This is a genomic window from Citrobacter amalonaticus (assembly GCF_001559075.2).
GTDB lineage: Bacteria > Pseudomonadota > Gammaproteobacteria > Enterobacterales > Enterobacteriaceae > Citrobacter_A > Citrobacter_A amalonaticus_F.
Window position 1 is genome coordinate 3,799,568 of the sequence record NZ_CP014015.2, and the last position, 18,090, is coordinate 3,817,657.

The 18,090-nt window shown below is 53.9% G+C and carries 18 protein-coding genes; 4 read left to right on the plus strand and 14 right to left on the minus strand.

Features of this window, described 5'->3' with window-relative positions:
* Positions 1–26: 26 nt before the first annotated feature.
* The 8 genes from AL479_RS18265 to AL479_RS18300 form a co-directional block, all read right to left on the minus strand.
* On the minus strand, positions 27–890 hold the full coding sequence (locus AL479_RS18265; RefSeq protein ID WP_061077091.1) for an amidohydrolase family protein: 864 nt from the start codon (positions 888–890) through the stop codon (positions 27–29).
* Positions 887–1,837 (minus strand): aldo/keto reductase, encoded by a 951-nt coding sequence (locus tag AL479_RS18270; protein WP_061077092.1) that lies wholly within the window; start codon positions 1,835–1,837, stop codon positions 887–889. The genes AL479_RS18265 and AL479_RS18270 overlap by 4 nt, the downstream gene beginning before the upstream one ends.
* Positions 1,834–3,006 (minus strand): mandelate racemase/muconate lactonizing enzyme family protein, encoded by a 1,173-nt coding sequence (locus AL479_RS18275; protein ID WP_061077093.1) that lies wholly within the window; start codon positions 3,004–3,006, stop codon positions 1,834–1,836. The genes AL479_RS18270 and AL479_RS18275 overlap by 4 nt, the downstream gene beginning before the upstream one ends.
* A gap of 5 nt (positions 3,007–3,011) precedes the next feature.
* Entirely contained in the window at positions 3,012–4,049 is a 1,038-nt protein-coding gene (gene adhP, locus AL479_RS18280; protein WP_061077094.1) for an alcohol dehydrogenase AdhP, read from the minus strand.
* A gap of 12 nt (positions 4,050–4,061) precedes the next feature.
* The gene (locus tag AL479_RS18285) at positions 4,062–4,562 is read right to left on the minus strand and encodes an RbsD/FucU domain-containing protein (RefSeq protein WP_061077095.1); all 501 of its coding nucleotides are present in this window, start codon (positions 4,560–4,562) and stop codon (positions 4,062–4,064) included.
* Between the two features lies 1 nt (position 4,563).
* Entirely contained in the window at positions 4,564–5,496 is a 933-nt protein-coding gene (locus tag AL479_RS18290; protein ID WP_061077096.1) for a ribokinase, read from the minus strand.
* A 58-nt stretch (positions 5,497–5,554) separates the two neighbouring features.
* Positions 5,555–6,256 (minus strand): deoxyribose-phosphate aldolase, encoded by a 702-nt coding sequence (gene deoC / locus AL479_RS18295; RefSeq protein WP_061077097.1) that lies wholly within the window; start codon positions 6,254–6,256, stop codon positions 5,555–5,557.
* Between the two features lie 304 nt (positions 6,257–6,560).
* Positions 6,561–7,685, minus strand: coding sequence for a hypothetical protein (locus AL479_RS18300; RefSeq protein WP_061077098.1), 1,125 nt, complete (start codon positions 7,683–7,685; stop codon positions 6,561–6,563).
* 392 nt (positions 7,686–8,077) lie between these two features.
* Between AL479_RS18300 and AL479_RS18305 the strand changes: the two genes are divergently transcribed.
* Genes AL479_RS18305 through spt form a run of 4 tightly spaced genes read left to right on the plus strand, consistent with a single transcriptional unit; the run spans position 8,078 to position 12,171 of the window.
* On the plus strand, positions 8,078–9,811 hold the full coding sequence (locus AL479_RS18305; protein WP_225851850.1) for a fatty acyl-AMP ligase: 1,734 nt from the start codon (positions 8,078–8,080) through the stop codon (positions 9,809–9,811).
* Positions 9,808–10,722: an NAD-dependent epimerase/dehydratase family protein gene (locus AL479_RS18310; RefSeq protein ID WP_061077099.1), complete on the plus strand. Its 915-nt coding sequence runs from the start codon at positions 9,808–9,810 to the stop codon at positions 10,720–10,722. Before AL479_RS18305 ends, AL479_RS18310 begins: the two co-directional genes overlap by 4 nt.
* Positions 10,723–10,751: 29 nt before the next feature.
* A complete protein-coding gene (locus AL479_RS18315) occupies positions 10,752–11,012 on the plus strand; it encodes an acyl carrier protein (protein ID WP_061078009.1) in 261 nt (86 codons plus the stop codon).
* On the plus strand, positions 10,999–12,171 hold the full coding sequence (gene spt / locus AL479_RS18320) for a serine palmitoyltransferase (protein ID WP_061077100.1): 1,173 nt from the start codon (positions 10,999–11,001) through the stop codon (positions 12,169–12,171). Before AL479_RS18315 ends, spt begins: the two co-directional genes overlap by 14 nt.
* 88 nt (positions 12,172–12,259) lie before the next feature.
* On the opposite strand, the gene lptG is transcribed toward spt, so the two are convergent.
* The 6 genes from lptG to AL479_RS18350 form a co-directional block, all read right to left on the minus strand.
* Positions 12,260–13,327, minus strand: coding sequence for an LPS export ABC transporter permease LptG (lptG, locus tag AL479_RS18325; RefSeq protein ID WP_105291779.1), 1,068 nt, complete (start codon positions 13,325–13,327; stop codon positions 12,260–12,262).
* Positions 13,324–14,394, minus strand: coding sequence for an LPS export ABC transporter permease LptF (gene lptF / locus AL479_RS18330; RefSeq protein WP_061077101.1), 1,071 nt, complete (start codon positions 14,392–14,394; stop codon positions 13,324–13,326). The genes lptG and lptF overlap by 4 nt, the downstream gene beginning before the upstream one ends.
* Positions 14,394–14,966, minus strand: a complete 573-nt coding sequence (locus AL479_RS18335; RefSeq protein WP_061077102.1) for a YtfJ family protein — start codon at positions 14,964–14,966, stop codon at positions 14,394–14,396. Before AL479_RS18335 ends, lptF begins: the two co-directional genes overlap by 1 nt.
* 52 nt (positions 14,967–15,018) lie before the next feature.
* The gene (locus tag AL479_RS18340) at positions 15,019–15,843 is read right to left on the minus strand and encodes a hypothetical protein (RefSeq protein ID WP_061077103.1); all 825 of its coding nucleotides are present in this window, start codon (positions 15,841–15,843) and stop codon (positions 15,019–15,021) included.
* Positions 15,840–17,177, minus strand: a complete 1,338-nt coding sequence (locus AL479_RS18345; RefSeq protein WP_061077104.1) for a lipopolysaccharide biosynthesis protein — start codon at positions 17,175–17,177, stop codon at positions 15,840–15,842. The genes AL479_RS18340 and AL479_RS18345 overlap by 4 nt, the downstream gene beginning before the upstream one ends.
* A 111-nt stretch (positions 17,178–17,288) precedes the next feature.
* The gene (locus AL479_RS18350; protein ID WP_061077105.1) at positions 17,289–18,080 is read right to left on the minus strand and encodes a hypothetical protein; all 792 of its coding nucleotides are present in this window, start codon (positions 18,078–18,080) and stop codon (positions 17,289–17,291) included.
* Between the last annotated feature and the right edge of the window lie 10 nt (positions 18,081–18,090).

Genomic DNA, 18,090 nt, shown 5'->3' on the forward strand with positions numbered 1-18,090 from the left:
ACGACATCAGTGTAAATTTGACTTTTTTAACCTTTCCTGGCTTTTTTCAGGTATATATTCCTGGCGTTATCAGCCATGATTGCGTTTATTTCCTCCGGCGACAGAGAGGTAATGGCGTCGGTCACGCAATTCCTCCAGCGGGTATAGCCTCCGGCCAGTTCGACAACCGGCCAGTCACCGCCAAATAAGCAGCGTTGTGCGCCAAATGTAGTGATGGCCTGTTGTATCCAGGGCTTCAGATGTTCCGGTTGCCCGTTTTCCCAGTCGGCCTCCGTCGGCAGTCCCGAGAGTTTGCAGACGAGGTTGGGGAAGGTTGCCAACTGTTTAATTCCCTCCACCCATTCTTGCCATTCGTGGCGGACGATGGCCGGTTTGCCTATGTGGTCGAGGACCACGCAAGCCTCCGGTGCCCGTTCGTAGAGCCATGTCATCAGGTCGTAAAGGGCAGGCAGTTGTGCAGCCCTGACGCACATATCAATGACAAAACCTTCTTCTACTGCCGCCAGCAAACCGGCACGGTAATCTGCGCTGTAAAACCATTCCCGCGCTTCGTTCTGTAGGGAACGGCGAATACCCACCACGCGCGGAAGCTGTCGTAACTGGCGCAGATAAGGAATGACGGCGTTACCACATTCCAGGGGCGCCCAGGCGACAATGCCTGCTATGGCAATCGGACTGTCATCAGCCAGTTGATTCAGCCAGTTCACTTCTTTAATGGCCTGTTCAGCCGCGCAGTCGGCCTGAACCACAATTGCCGCATCCGGCGCTCCGGCATGCCGGGCAAGCTCCTGCGGTAAAAAAGCCCGGTTTAGCGCTGGCAGGTCGCGGAGCCAGTCATAGCGCAATAATCCCGGATCCCAGAGATGAAGATGACTGTCGAGCGTTTTCATTTCTGCGCCTTCCCGCCGTTACCTGGCAACACATCCCAGCCGATGTTCAGTACTGGCGCCATCAGGGCGTTAATGTTGTCCAGCAGTTCAGGATCGAGCGGTTGCTCAGACCAGCGGACGTTATCAAGCATGTTATCGGCGCTGGCGGTCCCAATGACGGTGGACGCAATACCATGCTCAGCGGCGGTCGTCAGAGCAAACTGCAGGGCAACCTGCGCGATGTTCACGCCGACGCTGTCGCACAGTTCAGACACGTGGCGACATACGCGCTGGACATCGTCGTGGGCCGGATGCCAGTCCGGCGCACCTGAACGGGTCAGCAGTCCCATTGAGAGTGGGGACGCATTGAGGACGCCAATACCTGCTTTGTTCAACCGCTGCGCTACGGCGCCCAGTCGTCGGTCCTGTAAAGTCCATGTGCAATAGGCCATGACCGTATCGACTTTCTGCTCGCAGGCGACACGTTCGAGTAGCGGCAGGTCGTAGCCGGTGATACCGACGTGGCGGACCACGCCGCTGTCCTTGAGTTCACGAAGCGTCGGCAGCGCTTCATCCAGCAGTTGCGACATCTCTCCGTATTCAATGTCGTGACACTGAATGACATCGATGTAATCACAGCCCAGGCGAGTGAGGCTCTCTTCCACACTGCGTAAGGTGGCTTCGCGCGAGAAGTCCCAGAGGTTGTCGCCATAGCGGCCGACCTTGGTCGCGAGGGTGTAACTTTCACGACGAACGCCTTTAAGCGCGACACCTAATGCCGTTTCGGCTTTCGTGAGCCCGTAGTAGGGGGCAACATCAAAGTAGTTCACGCCATGACTGAGCGCGGTGGCAACAGTCTCATTGGCTTGCTGTTGAGACACCGGATGATAAATGCTACCCAGCGATGCGGCTCCCATCGCGAGAACGGGGACCTGAATTCCTGTGTGGCCCAGCGGTACGGTTTTCATTTTGTAGTCCTTGTTGATTGTTCGGGTTGTGGTGACTGGAGTGTCAGCCTTAGCCCGGCGCGTTCCGGTCTGACATGGGGGCCCTGGGCAATCGTCCAGCTCCCCTTATCGTGCTGTGACTGAATTGCCGTTTCATCAATGGAAATACCGAGTCCGGGTTCATCGCCCAACAGGATGCCGCCATTTTCTATTCGTTGATCCACCTGGAGACCCAACGGGAAATTCAGGTCCTGCACTTCACAACTCAGATGATTGACGACCGAGGCGGCGGCGTGGGCAACGGGGTTGGCGTTGTAGCCGACGGGGCTGACCGGCAGGTTAAACGCCTGCGCCAGATTCGCCACGCGCAGGAAATGGGTAATCCCCCAACACATTCCCGCCTGTAGCACATCGACCGCCTGCGCGTTCAGCAACGGCAGGTACTGCTCTATACCCGTCAGGTTTTCTCCTGTCGCCACCGCGCAGGTTACCTGCTGGCGAATCGCGGCGTGACCGGCGGCATCCCAGCGTCTTACAGGTTCCTCAATCCAGCTCAGATCCAGTGTTTCCTGTAAACGATTGATATAGCGGACAGCCTGTTTGCTGTTCATTGACTCATTGACATCCAGCATCATGACCGGCGAAGGGGTGTTACGCAGATAAACCTCTCTGACCGCCGCAAAGCGTTCCCGGTCCTGCTCAACGTCCAGCCCACCTTTGAGTTTGAATGCGCTGAATCCCCGATCGGCAAAACGTTGATGCAATGCGACCAGCGCATCCAGTGAGAGCGGGTAATCCAGTCCGGACGCATAGCCAGGAACGAACCCCTGCCTGGCGCCAAGCTGCCGCCAGAGCGGTTCTCCCGCGCACTTCGCTTTCAGATCCCATAACGCCATGTCGACAACGCCGATGGCGCCGAAGGTATTACCGGCATGACCACTTTTGAAAACCCAGGCCAGCATGCGATCGTAAAGTGCGGTCACCGCACGGGGATCTTCACCTTCAATCGCCGGGAAGACACGTTCGATGTCGGCATGCCCGCCGAGGCCAATCCCGGTGATCCCTTCGTCTGTTTCCAGCATCAGAACAGGCACTTCGGTCACCCCGGACTCGATGGTGCCGTTAACATCACCAATCGGTCTTTCCCAGTGATGCCAGGTGGTTAGCGTACGCCAGCCTGTAATTTTCATCCGTCTCACTCCTCTGTGTGCTGCACGGTACGTAAATCAATCACCATTCTTCCCTGGATTGTGCCGTCGTCCATTTCCTTGAAAATGGCATTGAGCTCCTCCAGTTTTCGGGGCTGTACGACAGGACGGACGCGCCCGGCAAGCGCATGCTGGAAGGCTTCCGCCAGATCCTGACGCGTTCCCACCAGGCTGCCGACAATCTGGATGCCATCAAGCACCGTCTTGACGATATTCAGCGAGAGTTCACCGGCAGGAACGGCCACGCACACGACTTTGCCACCGGCCCGGACGCTGTTAACCGCCTGATTAAAGGCCGAACGCGCGACTGCCACCACAATTGCTGAGTGCGCGCCGCCCCCCGTTAACGCCTGAATCCGGGCGGGAACATCCTCTTTATTGGGGTTAAGCGTGACGTCCGCGCCGCTTGCTTTGGCCAGTGCCAGTTTGTCATCCTGAATATCAATGGCGATCACGCGGGCATTAAACACATTGCGGGCAAACTGGATCGCCATATTGCCTAAACCGCCTGCTCCCCAGATTGCCAGCCACTGCCCCGGACGGACTCCGGAGACCTGGGCTGCCTTGTAGGTTGTTACGCCCGCGCAGGTAATGCTGCTGGCCACCAGGGGATCAAGACCTTCCGGGACCTTTACCGCGTAATCCGCTTTGACGATGCACTGTTCGGCCATCGCGCCATCGACGCTGTAACCGGCATTTTTCACGTCGCGGCAGAAGGTCTCCCGCCCGCTGACACAGTATTCGCATACGCCACAGCCCTCATAAAACCAGGCAATACTGACGCGATCGCCCACCTTCAGGCTGGTCACGTCGTCGGCAATGGCGCTGACAATCCCGATGCCTTCGTGCCCAGGAATTCGCCCCGGCACCGGGCCAAAATCACCCTGCACGACATGTAAATCGGTGTGGCAAACGCCGCAACATTCCACGTTGACCAGCGCTTCACCGGAGGCTAACGCCCGCACGGCCTGCTGGCGAAATTCCACTTTGCCTGGCTGCGCCTGACTGATTACCGCTGCTTTCATCATCCTGTCCTGTCAGTTAAGTTCCGGTACGAGGTTGTCGACAATCCGCTGGCGCCGTGCAACATAGGCGGGGAGGGGCTGTACGCCAGACGCGTCGGTGAACCAGGCGAAGGGATCGGTGCTGGCGACCAGGGCGAAGTTGGCCCAGGGCTCAAACGATCCGGAACGGATAATCAGCTTGGCTTGCAGGGCTATTTCGTGGCACAGCGTTTCATGGCTCGCGGCGAAAAATTCCGCGCCTGAACCGGTGTAGATCGTTTGTACCTCGCGGTACAACTGCGGATGGCAGTCGCGGACTTCGCTGGCAAAATGCACCTCTTCGACGAAGAGTTCTTTACGCAGCACGCGCAGGATCTCCCGGACGTCAATCTGCCCGGGCCAGAAGCCCAGATCGATTCGGTTCGCGTGCGCCGGAATCGGGAATCCCGCATCGGTAACCAGGACAATATCGGTGTGGCCTAAGGTGGCTAACGCGGCGGCAAGTTCAGGGTGTAAGATTCTGTCGGGTCTCATGTTATGGATTCCTTCGGCTCAGGTTGAATTGCATCCAGGCATCGACATCGCTGCGATATTTATAAGAGGGAACCGTTTCCCAGTCAGAGCAGCACAGTGCCGCCGTGGCGTTAGCAAACAGGACCGCTTCGTTAACGGGTTTACCTTCATCCAGCGCCACAGCAAGGGCGGCGTTAAAACTATCACCTGCGCCGTTGCTATCGACGACGTCTACCAGACAGGGCGGTATCTCCAGCGTCGTATCAGCGGTGTAGACCGCCGCGCCCGCGTCCCCCAGCGTCATCACCACATAGCGGCATCCCGTTTCCAGTAGCCTGTCGGCAACCTCGCGGTTACTCAGCGGATCGTCCGGAGCCAGCCCCAGAGCGACACGAGCTTCCGTTTCATTGGGCGTCAGGAAGTCAACCGCGCTCAAATCGCGTCCGCGAAGATCTCTGGCCGGCGCTGGGTTGAGAATCGTCGTCTTATCCAGCGCTTTGGCCTTTCTTAAACCGTAGAGCGCCGTTTCGAGCGGAATTTCTAACTGGGTTAACACCACGTGGCTGTTTTTAAGTTGCTGCAGCGCGTTATCGACAAGGGCAGGGGTAAAAAGCTTGTTAGCCCCCATATCTACCACAATGACATTGCGTCCTTCTTTGTCCTTAATGATCAGGCCCGCGCCGGTGGGCAGTTCGCTGGTCAGGGTCAGCGCATCAATATTGATCCCTTCTTCCTGCATCAGTTCGATAAACTCATTACCGAAGGTGTCATTACCCACCACGCCGCTGTAGGCGACATCGGCCCCTAAGCGCGCGGCCTGAACCGCCATGTCGGAGCCTTTTCCTCCCCATGTCTGGCGGAAGTCATGTCCGATCAGCGTTTCCCCGGCGAGCGGGATACGTTCAGCGGTCATGACCAGCGCTTTCGCGTAGCTACCGAGAATAAATACACTCATCACATACTCCTTAAATTGTGCAGGGCGTTGTGCCGCTGCGGCCAGCGGCACATTTCGGTTAATAAGCGTTGATGTCGCCAACCAGTCCTTTGACCAGTTCAGGACCGGAACTGGTCCCCACTAATTCAGCACCCGCTACGAACATCTCTTTCATTTTCTCAATCGTATTCACTTTACCGGAGACTTTGACCCGGCAAGGCGCCTGGATGTGAGCTTTGAGAAGTCGCACATCTTCCACCGTTGCGGCGCAACCGCCTTTGCCCCAACCGCTTGACTGTTTCACCCAGTCAATACCGGCTTCATAGGCATAACGGGTAGCTTTGATTTTCATCGCTTCTTCGGTGATGAAACCAAATTCCAGCATGGCTTTAACTTTCATTCCCAGGTCATGTGCGACATGGGTGACTTCCTTCAGCTCACGGAAATAAAGTTCATCCTCACCCCCCAGCAGAAAACCCGGATTGGGTGGAAAATCAAACTCATCGGCACCTTCTTTTGCCAGTTCGCGCACCACGGCAACTTTCATTACGGTGGTGTCGTTCGCCTGCGGAAAGTTCACGGTTGTGGCGACACGAACCCCGGTCCCTTTCAGCACATCTTTGGCAAGGGAGACCCAGCAGGGGGCAATCATTGCCGCATCAAACTGATATTCCATACAGATATTCAGATGCTGGATAAGCCCTTCCCGGGTTAAGTCAGGATTGACGTTCGTGAATTGAATGGCTTTGGCTACCTGACGTGGGTCATTAAAATCGATCATTTACTGCGACTCCTGTTAGCTGAAAAAACATACGTTATGGGCTAAGACCTACTTTAGGGAGGGGGCAGAAAATGTGTGATAGGCAAGAATCCCGGCTATATGGACAGAATTTTCAGGGTGAAATTTTTGCGACATCAGTCGCAATTCCGCACGGCGGGAGGCCATCATGAATGAGGGGAATTAAGACAGAATGCAGTTTTCAGGCGGGAACGCGTTGTTGCTTACATGAGGGCTGGCGTCAGTCCACAGCAAAAAGCGCGGAGGGGGCTTACCGATGCTCCGCGTTTGCTTCTTCAGACTGCGATCAGAGTTGTTTTTCGTACAGGCGATAGCGCTTATAGGCAACTCCGCCGATGCGTTCCAGGATTGTGCGCATCCCGCTGTTTGACTCCAGAATCCAGGACATCTCCAGCGCGTCAATATGGTGTCTGGCAAACGGGCCGCGTAATGCCTCAATTAACAGCAGAGCCATGACCGGGCCAATGCGGCTGAACTGATATTCCTGACGAACGCCCATCAGAGGCACTCGCGCGGTGCGCACGCCGCTCACTTTCAGTCGCCAGAACAGTTTGGCCCAGCCGAAAGGCAACAGCCGACCCTTGAGATCGGCAATCGCCTCATTAATATTCGGCAGGCCAACGATAAAGGCGCAAGGCACGGAATCTATTTCAGCAATGTGAATCATATCGTCCGGAACAAGGAACTTGAGCTGCTCGCCCATGGTGGCGAATTCGTGTTCCGTGAAGGGGACAAATCCCCAGTTGTGTTGCCATCCGGAGTTAAAAATTTCACGCAGAATCTGCATTTCTTCACTAAACCGCTTACGGTTGATGCTGCGGATGGTGACCTTTTGACGCACCTGATCCATCAGTCGGACCAGCGACGGTGAGAAAGATAAATCGGTGCGCTGCATCCAGTAGGCCAGCAGATCGATTCCCTTTGTGTATCCCAGTTGTTCCACATGAGCGCCATACCAGGGTTTCCCGTGCGGCATCAGCGCACAGGGCGGCGTCTCGAAACCATCAACCAGCAGGCCGCTTTCCTGGTTAATGTTCAGGCTAAAAGGTCCGGTGATTTTTTGCGCCCCGGCGGATTTCAGCCATGATTCGGCGGCGGCAAACAGTGCGCTAAAGACCTCGGGGTCGTCGATGGCGTCGATCATGCCAAAATGCCCGGTATCGTCGCCATACCGTTTGCGATGCAGGGTATCAATTTGCGCAGTGATTCGCCCGACGACCCGTCCTGCTTTTTTAGCGACCCAGGCCTGCCAGCGGATATGTTCGGAACCCGGATTTTTCGCTGACAGATGCTCTGCGCGTTCAAAGTGCAGGGGTTCGATCCAACTGGCGTCGGCGCAATAAAGTGAAGAAGGGAAAGAGATAAATGCGTTGAGGTCATGTTTATTCATGACTTTTTGTATCTGAATCATAAACAGCCTTAAATAAAAAGTGCAGAAATAAACATAATTGCATTAACTGCCATACGATGACGTTGTCAGTCGAAAACGAAATAAATTACTGAAAGTATATTTCTTTCTTTTACCACTTAATGCGATTGGCGATAGGACCAGACGATAAAATGTAAAGCAGGAGACGGTCAGGGACGTTAATGATAATTTTCTATATTGTGGGGCGGGTTAAATATTTAGCTGGGTAATATCATAATCATTAAAATTAAAACACGGAAAAATATTTGTTTTGTTGATGATCTTTTGCCAAAAAAAGAAGTACTGTTTAATGATTATTTAATTTATATTATCCTCCGCCGATTATTTGTTTTGTATATCCAGTGATTTTAAATTCAAACATTTTCATGGTGTATATGTCCAATAGAATCTCAACTCATTCTCTTCCTATGCGTTATGCTGACTTTTCAACCCTGGTGGAAGCTCTGGACTATGCCGCTTTGGGAAATGCAGGAATGAATTTTTATGATCGACGCAACCAGCCTGAAGCCGTACTGGAGTATCGCCAGCTAAAAATGCGGGCAAAAGCCGGGGCCAGAAGGTTGCTTTCGCTGAATCTCAAGAAGGGCGATCGCGTTGCGCTGATTGCTGAAACCAGCGTAGGTTTTGTCGAAGCCTTTTTTGCGTGTCAGTATGCGGGGGTGGTGGCGGTACCGCTGGCCATTCCTATGGGGGTTGGACAACGCGATTCTTATTCCGCGAAATTGCAGGGCCTACTTGCCAGTTGTCAGCCCACGGCCATCATCAGCAGTGACCAATGGCTGTCGCTGATAAACGGGGTCAACGAGCATGGCGCGGCAATCCACATTCTCAGCAATGCGCAATTTAATGCGTTGCCGGAAGAGGATATCGAGCTGCCATCACCGTCGCCAGATGATATTGCTTACCTTCAGTACACCTCGGGCAGCACGCGTTTTCCTCGCGGCGTCATTATTACTCATCGTGAAGTCATGTCGAATCTGCGCGTGATTAGCCATGATGGAATCAAATTACGTGACAGCGACCGCTGCGTATCCTGGCTGCCTTTTTATCATGACATGGGGCTGGTGGGCTTTCTGCTTACGCCCGTGGCGACTCAGCTATCCGTTGACTATCTGCGCACACAGGATTTTGCCATGCGCCCACTGCAGTGGCTGAAGTTAATCAGTCAGAACCGCTGCACTGTCTCCGTTGCGCCGCCTTTCGGTTATGATTTATGCCTGCGTCGTATCAATGACAACGAACTTGCCGGGTTGGATCTCTCCTGCTGGCGCGTAGCTGGAGTGGGAGCAGAGCCCATTTCTGCCGGGCAACTGAATCAGTTCGGCGAATGTTTCAAGCACGCGGGATTTGACAGCAAAGCGTTCATGCCGTGCTACGGTCTGGCTGAAAATGCGCTGGCGGTGAGTTTTTCTGATGAAGCCTCAGGATCACAAGTGAACGATGTCGATCGCGACATACTCGAATACCAGGGTAAAGCGATCGCGCCGACGAAAAGTACCCGGTCGATATCCACTTTCGTGAATTGCGGTAAAGCGCTTCCCGGTCACCGCATTGAAATTCGTAACGAAGGTGGGAGTCCACTGCCTGAAAGAGATGTTGGCCATATCTGCATCTCCGGCCCGAGCCTGATGAGTGGTTATTTTCAGGATCCCGTTTCGCAGAAGGAAATCCAGTCAACGGGATGGATGGATACCGGGGATCTGGGCTATCTGCTGGATGGCTACCTGTACGTGACGGGACGTATAAAAGATCTGATCATTATTCGTGGTCGGAATATCTGGCCTCAGGATATTGAGTACATTGCGGAACAGGAACCGGAAATACACTCCGGTGATGCGATAGCATTTGTGACGTCTCAGGAACGGATTATTTTACAGATCCAGTGCCGGGTCAGTTGTGAAGAACGCCGGGCGCAGATTGTCCATGGCCTGACCGCACGGGTACAAAGCGAGTTTGGCGTATCTGTCAGCATCGAACTCTTGCCGCCGCACAGTATTCCACGGACATCATCCGGGAAACCGGCGCGCGCGGAAGCGAAAAAACGCTATCTGAATCTCTTCGCTGAGACGCTTAACTCTCCAGTCCCCGTGCCGGGATATTCGCAATGAGCACCACGGTTGCGGTGACAGGCGGAACCGGGTTTATCGGGAGGCATATCATTGATGACCTGTTGTCTCGCGGTTTTGCCGTTCGGGCGTTAACCCGAACGGTTCGCCACGACGCGAGCGATAATCTTGTCTGGATCCGGGGTTCGCTGGAAGACAGTGAGGCACTGGCGCAACTGGTCGCCGGAGCGGAACACGTCATCCACTGTGCAGGGCAGGTTCGCGGACACAAAGAAGCGATCTTCACCCGCTGCAATGTTGAAGGCAGCCAACGACTGATGCAGGCCGCGAAAGAGAGCGGCAGTTGCCGACGCTTTCTGTTTATCTCGTCGCTTGCAGCACGTCACCCGGAACTCTCATGGTATGCAAACTCCAAATTTGTCGCAGAACAGCGGTTAACGGCGATGGCCGCAGAGATTACGCTGGGGATTTTTCGTCCTACGGCTGTGTATGGACCCGGTGATAAAGAGTTAACTCCGCTGTTTCGCGCGATGCTGCGCGGTTACCTTCCGCGTTTTGGCGCTGCCGAAAACCGGTTGTCATTTTTACACGTGAGCGATTTAGCTCAGGCTGTCAGTCAATGGCTTATAGCCGACCGGACGCCGGTTTATCCTTATGAACTCTGCGATGGTGTTACTGGTGGCTATAACTGGCAACGCATTCAGGACATTGCGGCCGCAGTGCGTAACAGGCCAGTTCGCACCGTCACCATTCCATTACCGTTACTCACATTGCTTGCCGACGCGAGTACGTTAATCAGTCTGTTTGCCGGAAAAGAGCCGATGTTAACCCGGAGTAAAGTTTGTGAATTAATCCACTCAGACTGGTCGGCAAATAATAAATGTCTGTGTGAGAAAATAAACTGGTTTCCCCGGATTAGCCTGGAATATGCGTTACGGCAGGGGCTATTTTAATTATTTATATTACAGGTATGTTATTTTCTATGTTAAATCATGAAGAAGTAATGGATTACACCCTTTATTGTTTGCAGGGTATGGTCGAAAGCAGCGTAGATATCCATCCTGACAGCGATCTGGTTAATGACCTTGGGCTGGAATCGATTAAAGTTATGGATTTATTAATGTTGCTGGAAGATAAATTCGATATCTCTATCCCTATTAACATTTTGCTGGATGTCAGAACCCCTGCGCAATTAATGGAAGCGTTAATCCCTTATCTGGAGAGTATCAATGAGTCTTTATGATAAATTCTCGCGCCTGGCCAGCGAGCGGGAACAATTTAGCATGGCGGGGATTAACCCATTTGGCACTTGTATCGATGAGGTGTTTTCCGCAACGGAAGGACGGATTGGCAACCAAAAAATTATTCTGGCGGGTACGAATAACTATCTGGGACTCACCTTTAATCCACAGGCGATTACCGAGGGACAGGCCGCTTTAGCCAGGCAGGGGACAGGCACGACCGGTTCGCGAATGGCGAATGGCAGCTATGGACCACATTTAGCCTTAGAACAGGAGATTGCCGATTTTTTTGACCGGCCATCGGCCATCGTCTTCTCCACGGGCTATACCGCGAATTTGGGGATAATCAGCACGCTTGCCAGTCACAATGCCGTGGTATTACTGGACGCGGACAGCCACGCCAGCATTTATGATGCCTGTGCGTTAGGTGGCGCTGAAATTATCCGCTTTCGCCATAATGACGCGAAAGATCTCGAGCGGCGCATGGTGCGCCTTGGTGAGCGCGCCAAAGACGCTATCATCATTGTTGAAGGCATTTACAGCATGCTGGGCGACATTGCTCCACTGGTCGATATTGTTGAGATCAAAAAACGGTTGGGTGGTTTTTTGATCGTCGATGAAGCCCATTCCTTTGGCGTGATGGGCGCGAAGGGACGGGGACTGGCGGAAGCCGCCGGTGTGGAGCAGGATGTCGATATTATTGTGGGAACCTTCAGTAAGAGCCTGGCTTCTATTGGCGGTTTTGCCGTGGGCGCACAGGGCATGGATGTCCTGCGTTACGCCAGTCGTCCTTATATTTTCACCGCATCACCTTCGCCGTCGAGCATTGCAACCGTCCGCTCAGCGTTAAAAACGATCGCAACACAACCGGAGTTGCGGCAAAAGCTGTGGGATAACGCAGCGCGACTGTATGAAGGGCTTGAGAAACTGGGTTATGAGCTGAGTTCGCACATCAGCCCTGTGGTGCCGGTGATTATTGGCGCAAAAGAAGAGGGACTGCGTATCTGGCGCGAACTGATCGCCGCTGGTGTTTATGTGAATCTCATTTTGCCACCGGCGGCACCCGCCGGGATCACGTTGCTGCGCTGCAGTGTCAATGCCGCGCACACCTACGAGCAGATTGATGCGATTATTCAGGCCTTTGCACAGCTGAAAAAATAATGCGCTCTACGCAGCAGGTATTCTTCCTGAGAATACCTGCTGCAACTTCTTCCCCTGCGCCTCACGCCGTCTGATGAATGTTGCGATCTCAGGGTTGGCGATCGAATCGATAAACCAGTATTAATGCCACCGCCAGGAGCAATATTGGCGGTGCCAGCGTGGTCAACTGTACGTTCAGGGAATAGAGCAGTCCCAGATTGACGATGATCTGGTCGCAGACGTAAGTCAGTAGGCCAACGATCACGCCGACGGCCAGTCGACTCCCCAGTCCGGGAGCGCGGGGGGCGCTAAAGGTGAACGGGATTGCCAGTAAAATCATCGCCAGGATCAAAAGCGGATGTCCCAGCTTTAGCCACAACGCCAGCGTAAATTCGAGACTGGGTTGACCTGTACTCTTCAGGTAGGAAATATAATGATCGAGTTGTTTAACTGAAAAACTGTTGCTGGGTAGGGTGAGTTCCTCAAGACTCATGCCCGCGAACAGGGATGACCACACGACGTTCTCTTTCGTCTCGGTTGTCTCCTTGCCGTTGCTCCACTCTTTCTGATTGACGCCCTCAAGCCGCCAGGTACCGTTATCTGAAATGGTGGCGGTTCGGGCATAAATATACCGTTGCAGAGAGCGGTCCGCCCGGTAATAAAACAGCTCAATGCCCTCTGGCTGATGATGCGCATCCAACGATTTTACCGTCACAAACTCATTGCCGCGCCGGGCCCACAGAATGTTTCCTGCCGTATCGTGATTGCTATAGCGCGTTTTAATCTGCAACGCCTGCTGCTGCATCGGCGAGGCAATCCATTCATCAATGGCGCCGAAGGTAACGATGAGCATCAGTCCCGCACTTAGCGTCACCATGGCGATTTTGAAAATTGAACATCCCGTGGTGCGTATGGCGGTTAATTCCCCGCTTTTCGACAACTGTCCCAGTCCGACAATGCCATCGAGCAAAGCGATAAAGGGACCAAGATCGATAAGGGTCCTGGGCAATGTCATCAACACGACCATCACCGCCTGCGTCCAGCGATATCCGCATGGACTCACATCATCGAGTTCGCCGATCAGATTAAAGGTGGTAAACAGGGGGAGTAGTAACCCTGCAGCAGCCGCAAATCCTAAAAAGAGATTGCGTATTATATAGCGACTGAAGATGCTCATTTATGCGTTTTCCACCGCAGCGTGCCGTCGCGAATCAACAGAATCACCAGACCTGCCAGCATGAGCAGAGGAATCAGCCACAGTCCTGGCGTGACGGGAAACGCCCCGTTGGCAACCAGCGTCCGACATATATTGCCGCCATAAAAAATGATGACGAATAAGAGCGTGAGCGGGAGCAGCGTGGAAAACCGTCCCTGACGCGGCCTGACGCGGCTTAACGGAACGGCCAGCAGCGCCATGAACAGCGCGCAGGCTCCGCGACTTTCCCGCCATTGCCGTTCAGCGGTATCCGCCGGGTCTGAGGAACGAGCGAGCGTCTGTATGGATTTCGCCTTCCGTTTGACCTCGTCATTGTGATCGAACGGTTTCAGATTCAGTCTGAGATTGCGGAAAACTTGCTCGTTATCATCACTACCCTGATGATCCAGGACATAGGCGGTACCGGAGTGCAACATTATTGAGGGCGTGGTGGGGGAGGGATCAACAACGTCCACGCTGTTGGCCCTGAAGATACGGGTTTTATTGTCAGAGGCGGTGTAGATCAGCGCATCATTCAGATGTGCCGCGTCGGGGTCAATCTGACGGGCGAGGATCATCCGCCCATTGTTGTTGACGTTAAACTTTCTTGCCTGCAGATGACGGACATCCAGCTCTGACTGCGACTGTTGTTCTAACTGATAAATTTGCGCGTAAGCCCAGGGGCGGCCGTACAGGGACAGTAGCGTCACCAGAATACTCAATGGAATGGCGAGGAACATCACGGCGCGATAAAGGCGTGAAGGCGTGGCGCCAGCGGCGGCTATCGCCGTAATTTCCGAATCGGTATACATCTGACCAAGGGTGACGCCGACGGAAACATACAGACCAACGGGGAGTAGCATCTCCAGCGCAATCAACACCTTATAGAAGACAACATTCAGCACAACGCCGAGGGCTAATGTCCCGTTGGCCGCTTCGGTCAGGTAGCGCTGTGCGCAATAGCAGGCGAAAATAAAAATCAGAAAGCCCACAAGTGTCATCACCAGTCGACAAATGCCGGTCATGATGTAGTGTTCAATTAATTTCATCACAGGCCTGGCGATTCGTTAACCATCTTTTGTACCATCGCAATGACCTGATGCACCTCTTTCGGCGTCAGATCGCCATCTTTGGCCCACAAAACGCGGCCCTCTTTATCCAGCACCAGAATGGTTGAACTCATCTCATTGAGTTGCCAGGTTCTGCGCCCCAGCCCGCTGCTGTCGATGATAAATTGCGCCCACGGGTAGCGGCGTTTGTTTTTTTCTATCTTGCCGAGGACAAAGAAACCAGAGCCAAAGATCACATCATCGGTATTCACGATGGTGGTCGGTTGAAAGCGATCCAGAGGGAAATTGGCGGCCTTAACGGCTTTAATCAACATTGCGTTTTTCTTTTTTGCTGATTTTCGCCCGGCGATATACTGAACAATGCGCACCTTTCCCGCCAGTTCACCGCTATTCCAGCTTCGGTAGCTAAACGTATCGCGATTATCCAGCAGCAATTCGCCGCGATCCGTAATGACAATCGGCTTAACCGGCTGGCCGTCGACAAAGTTATGCGCTGACGCCAGCCACGGTGAGAGCAGAAGTGAAATCATCAATAATCGACGTAGCAGCATCGCAGATCCTTTATTTCGCTGAGTTGAGATGGGGAATCCTGTGCCGGACAATCTACAGAGGATAACGGGCGAGCCATTGCTCGATACGTCCGCGAATATCGCCATTCAGGGCGCAGGGCGCGTCGTACGGTGTTCGCATTTCCATTGCATCAGCCACCATCTCATCATGTCGGTCTCCCATCAGACCGTTAATCGCAGCCAGAAAGCGGGAGATGGCGCGAGCATCGTGATTGTCGGGATCGAGAGAACGTAACGTGTCGAAATAAGAAACCTGCTGACTGATGATTTTTCGCATGGTGTGGAATTCACTACCTGTCAGTTGCGGTTGGGCCAGCAGATCCCGTAGCGTGCGCATTTGCGCCTGACAATAGGTTGTAAATCCGCTGGCCGTCTCTGGCTGACTGTGGCGCAAGGAATACTGGACGACCCACCAGACGGGACGACTCAGGTAAAGACGCAGGCGCTTTCCATACGTGGCAATAATCGTTTTATTCCCGTTACGAAACCCGTCCTGGAAGTGGCCGAGAAAAACGGTGGTTTTGCTAAATAAACGGCCGGCCTGGTGGTTCTTGCGATAGAGACGTAGCGCAAAACGTAAATGCTTATAACGCGCGCGAATGAATTTGTACTGCATCCGTTCGTTATCTGACAGCTCGCCGCCGCGTAATTGCTTCAGCACCAAACGCAGTAAGTCCGTGCGGGTAAAACCTTCCTCCCAAAACTGCAGGCACAGATCATAACAGCGACGGATATTATCCTCGGTGCAGTAGGTTTGAACACGCTCCGGTAGCGTGGCATGGCGATCAACGATGTCGTCTTCTTCCACCGCCCCAAACAGGTGCTGGAGAACGTCTGGCGAGAATTTTTCGTGCGTCATGAGTGAGTCTCTTTGCCTGCGGTAAATGGTAAGCGCTGGCGATGGCGATAGGCGTGTAGCGTTGGGATCAGGGAAAGCAGCACATCCAGGCATTGTCCGGCGAAATAAGCAAAAGCCGCGCCGATTACGCCAAAGAGATGCGACAGCCCTGGCAGCAGGACAATGTAGGCGAGGGAAGCCAGGGTCTGTGCGGTCAGAAAAGCCCGCTGTTTACCGGACATAAGCAGCAGCGATTCCTGAGGAAAACCCAACATCGATACGATAATTGCGCCAAGCATGATCTGGATGAGGTCATACGCCTGGAGGTATTTAACGCCAAAAACCAGCGAAATGAGCGGCTTACCGACAATCACCACCGCAAGCGCTACGACGATTCCAATCCCACCGGCCAGCAGCGCTGATTTCATTCCCAGTCGCCACGGTTTTTTGCTGCGCGGATCTAAGCGCATCACTTCGGGATAAAAGCTCTTTGCAAGCAACTGCGCGGGCGTTCCTGTCGCATCGAAAAAAGTCATCGCAATTTTAAACAGCCCGGCGGCGGCAGGACCGAGAACGACCCCCACCAATACCGTGCTGCATGAGTTGCGTGCAGACCAGATCGTGTGGGCAAAGTTGGTTGCCCAGACAAAATTCCATGCGCCTTCAAGGCGGCGCGCTGATTCAAACAGTTGCGGGCGTAGCGCACCGTGAATATTCCGGCTACGCAGTTCGCGCGCGGCAAACCACCAGTACATTGTGCCGCCGACCAGGCTGGAGGCGTACCAGGTGATCACAAAACCGGCAAACCCAAAATCGCCGAAATACGCGATAACGCTGCCCAGCGCGCGCAAGAAAGGTTTGGTGGCCTGCTGTACGGCAATCAAATCAAAACGGTTCACCGCCCGCAAAATCCCCGTTGGGGTGGATGAGGCCATTGAAGGGATCAGTGTGCAGTACAGCATTGCCAGCCAGAAGCTATCGGCGTCGAGGCCTAATGAATGCGAGAGAAACGGCAGTAACCCCATCCCGCAAAGGATCGCCGCCGCGCCGCTGGCGATATCCAGGCTGAAGGAAAAAGAGATCACATCGCGGAACTGCTGCAGATTATTGTTTTCCAGCGCGGGTGTCCCGTACTGAACGACCAGTTGCCAGGTCTGGAATTTGGCAAAATCGCTAATGGCTTTGGTGTACGACTGAACAATGACCAGCACGCCGAACATCGCCGGCGTCATCCCTTTACCGGCGCAGGAAAGCGCCAGTAGCCCCAGCAGGGCGCTCACCACATTACTGGAGCCTAAATAGGCGCTATTACGAATGATGGTGCGAAACGCGCCATCAGCAAACCACTTTTTCATGGGAGAAAACCCGCCAGACCTGGTTAATCATCACTCAGCAGGAGCAAACCCGCCCAGCATAAAATCTCAGGCCGGTGACGTGCGCAGTGCCTGAGTTCAGAGATTATTTCGCTATGGGTGCTCCCCGATTTCGGGCAGGACGCTGGCGTGTTGCGCTAAAACGCGCCTGCGCTGAGAATCCCGGGCCATAACGGAGGCGGCTGCCAGCGCTTTTTCCAGCACCTCGCGGTAGGGGGCTCTGGAATCCAGATCGAAAATTCTCGCGCCGTTGTAGGTGATCTTCATCATGACGTCGATTTTGTCGCGCAGCTCGTTGTAGTCGTGGTCGGGCTTACGGGAAAATGCGGTATCAATATCGATATCAAGACGAATGATGAGTTCAGGACGATATAACGCCATTTTCTGATACAGGCGGGATTCGCGTTTCGCCATGCGGTTTTTCACCCAGCCCGTCGCGCGTTCGACGCCAATCCCCGGTCCGTCATAATGGAAACCGGAAATTTCGGCCTGAGGGTAACGATCGCTAATCACCAGCACGCCGCTTTGCGCCAGTCGCCGGACCTTGCGTAAGTTAGCCATCCGGCGTAGTGAGAACCCGTACATAATTAACGCCGCCCAAAGTGCGGGAGCCTGGGTACTCATGCTCTGCGTTTTTGACGATTTGGCCGCCAGTCGTCGTTCAAGCCATCTCCCGATAAGCGGCAGACGTTTGATTTTGTCGCCATCTTCTCCGGAAACCAGTCCCAGGTAGCGGCGTTCAGTCACCCACCTTTGCTGCAGGTTTTTCACCAAATCCGCGGTTAACGTGGATTTACCGGTGCCATCGCAGCCCACCACAGCAATCAGTCCCGGAATATATTCCGCTAATGGTCCGTTCTGGGAGCTTACGTTCTCTGTGTCCATGTCGTTCCGT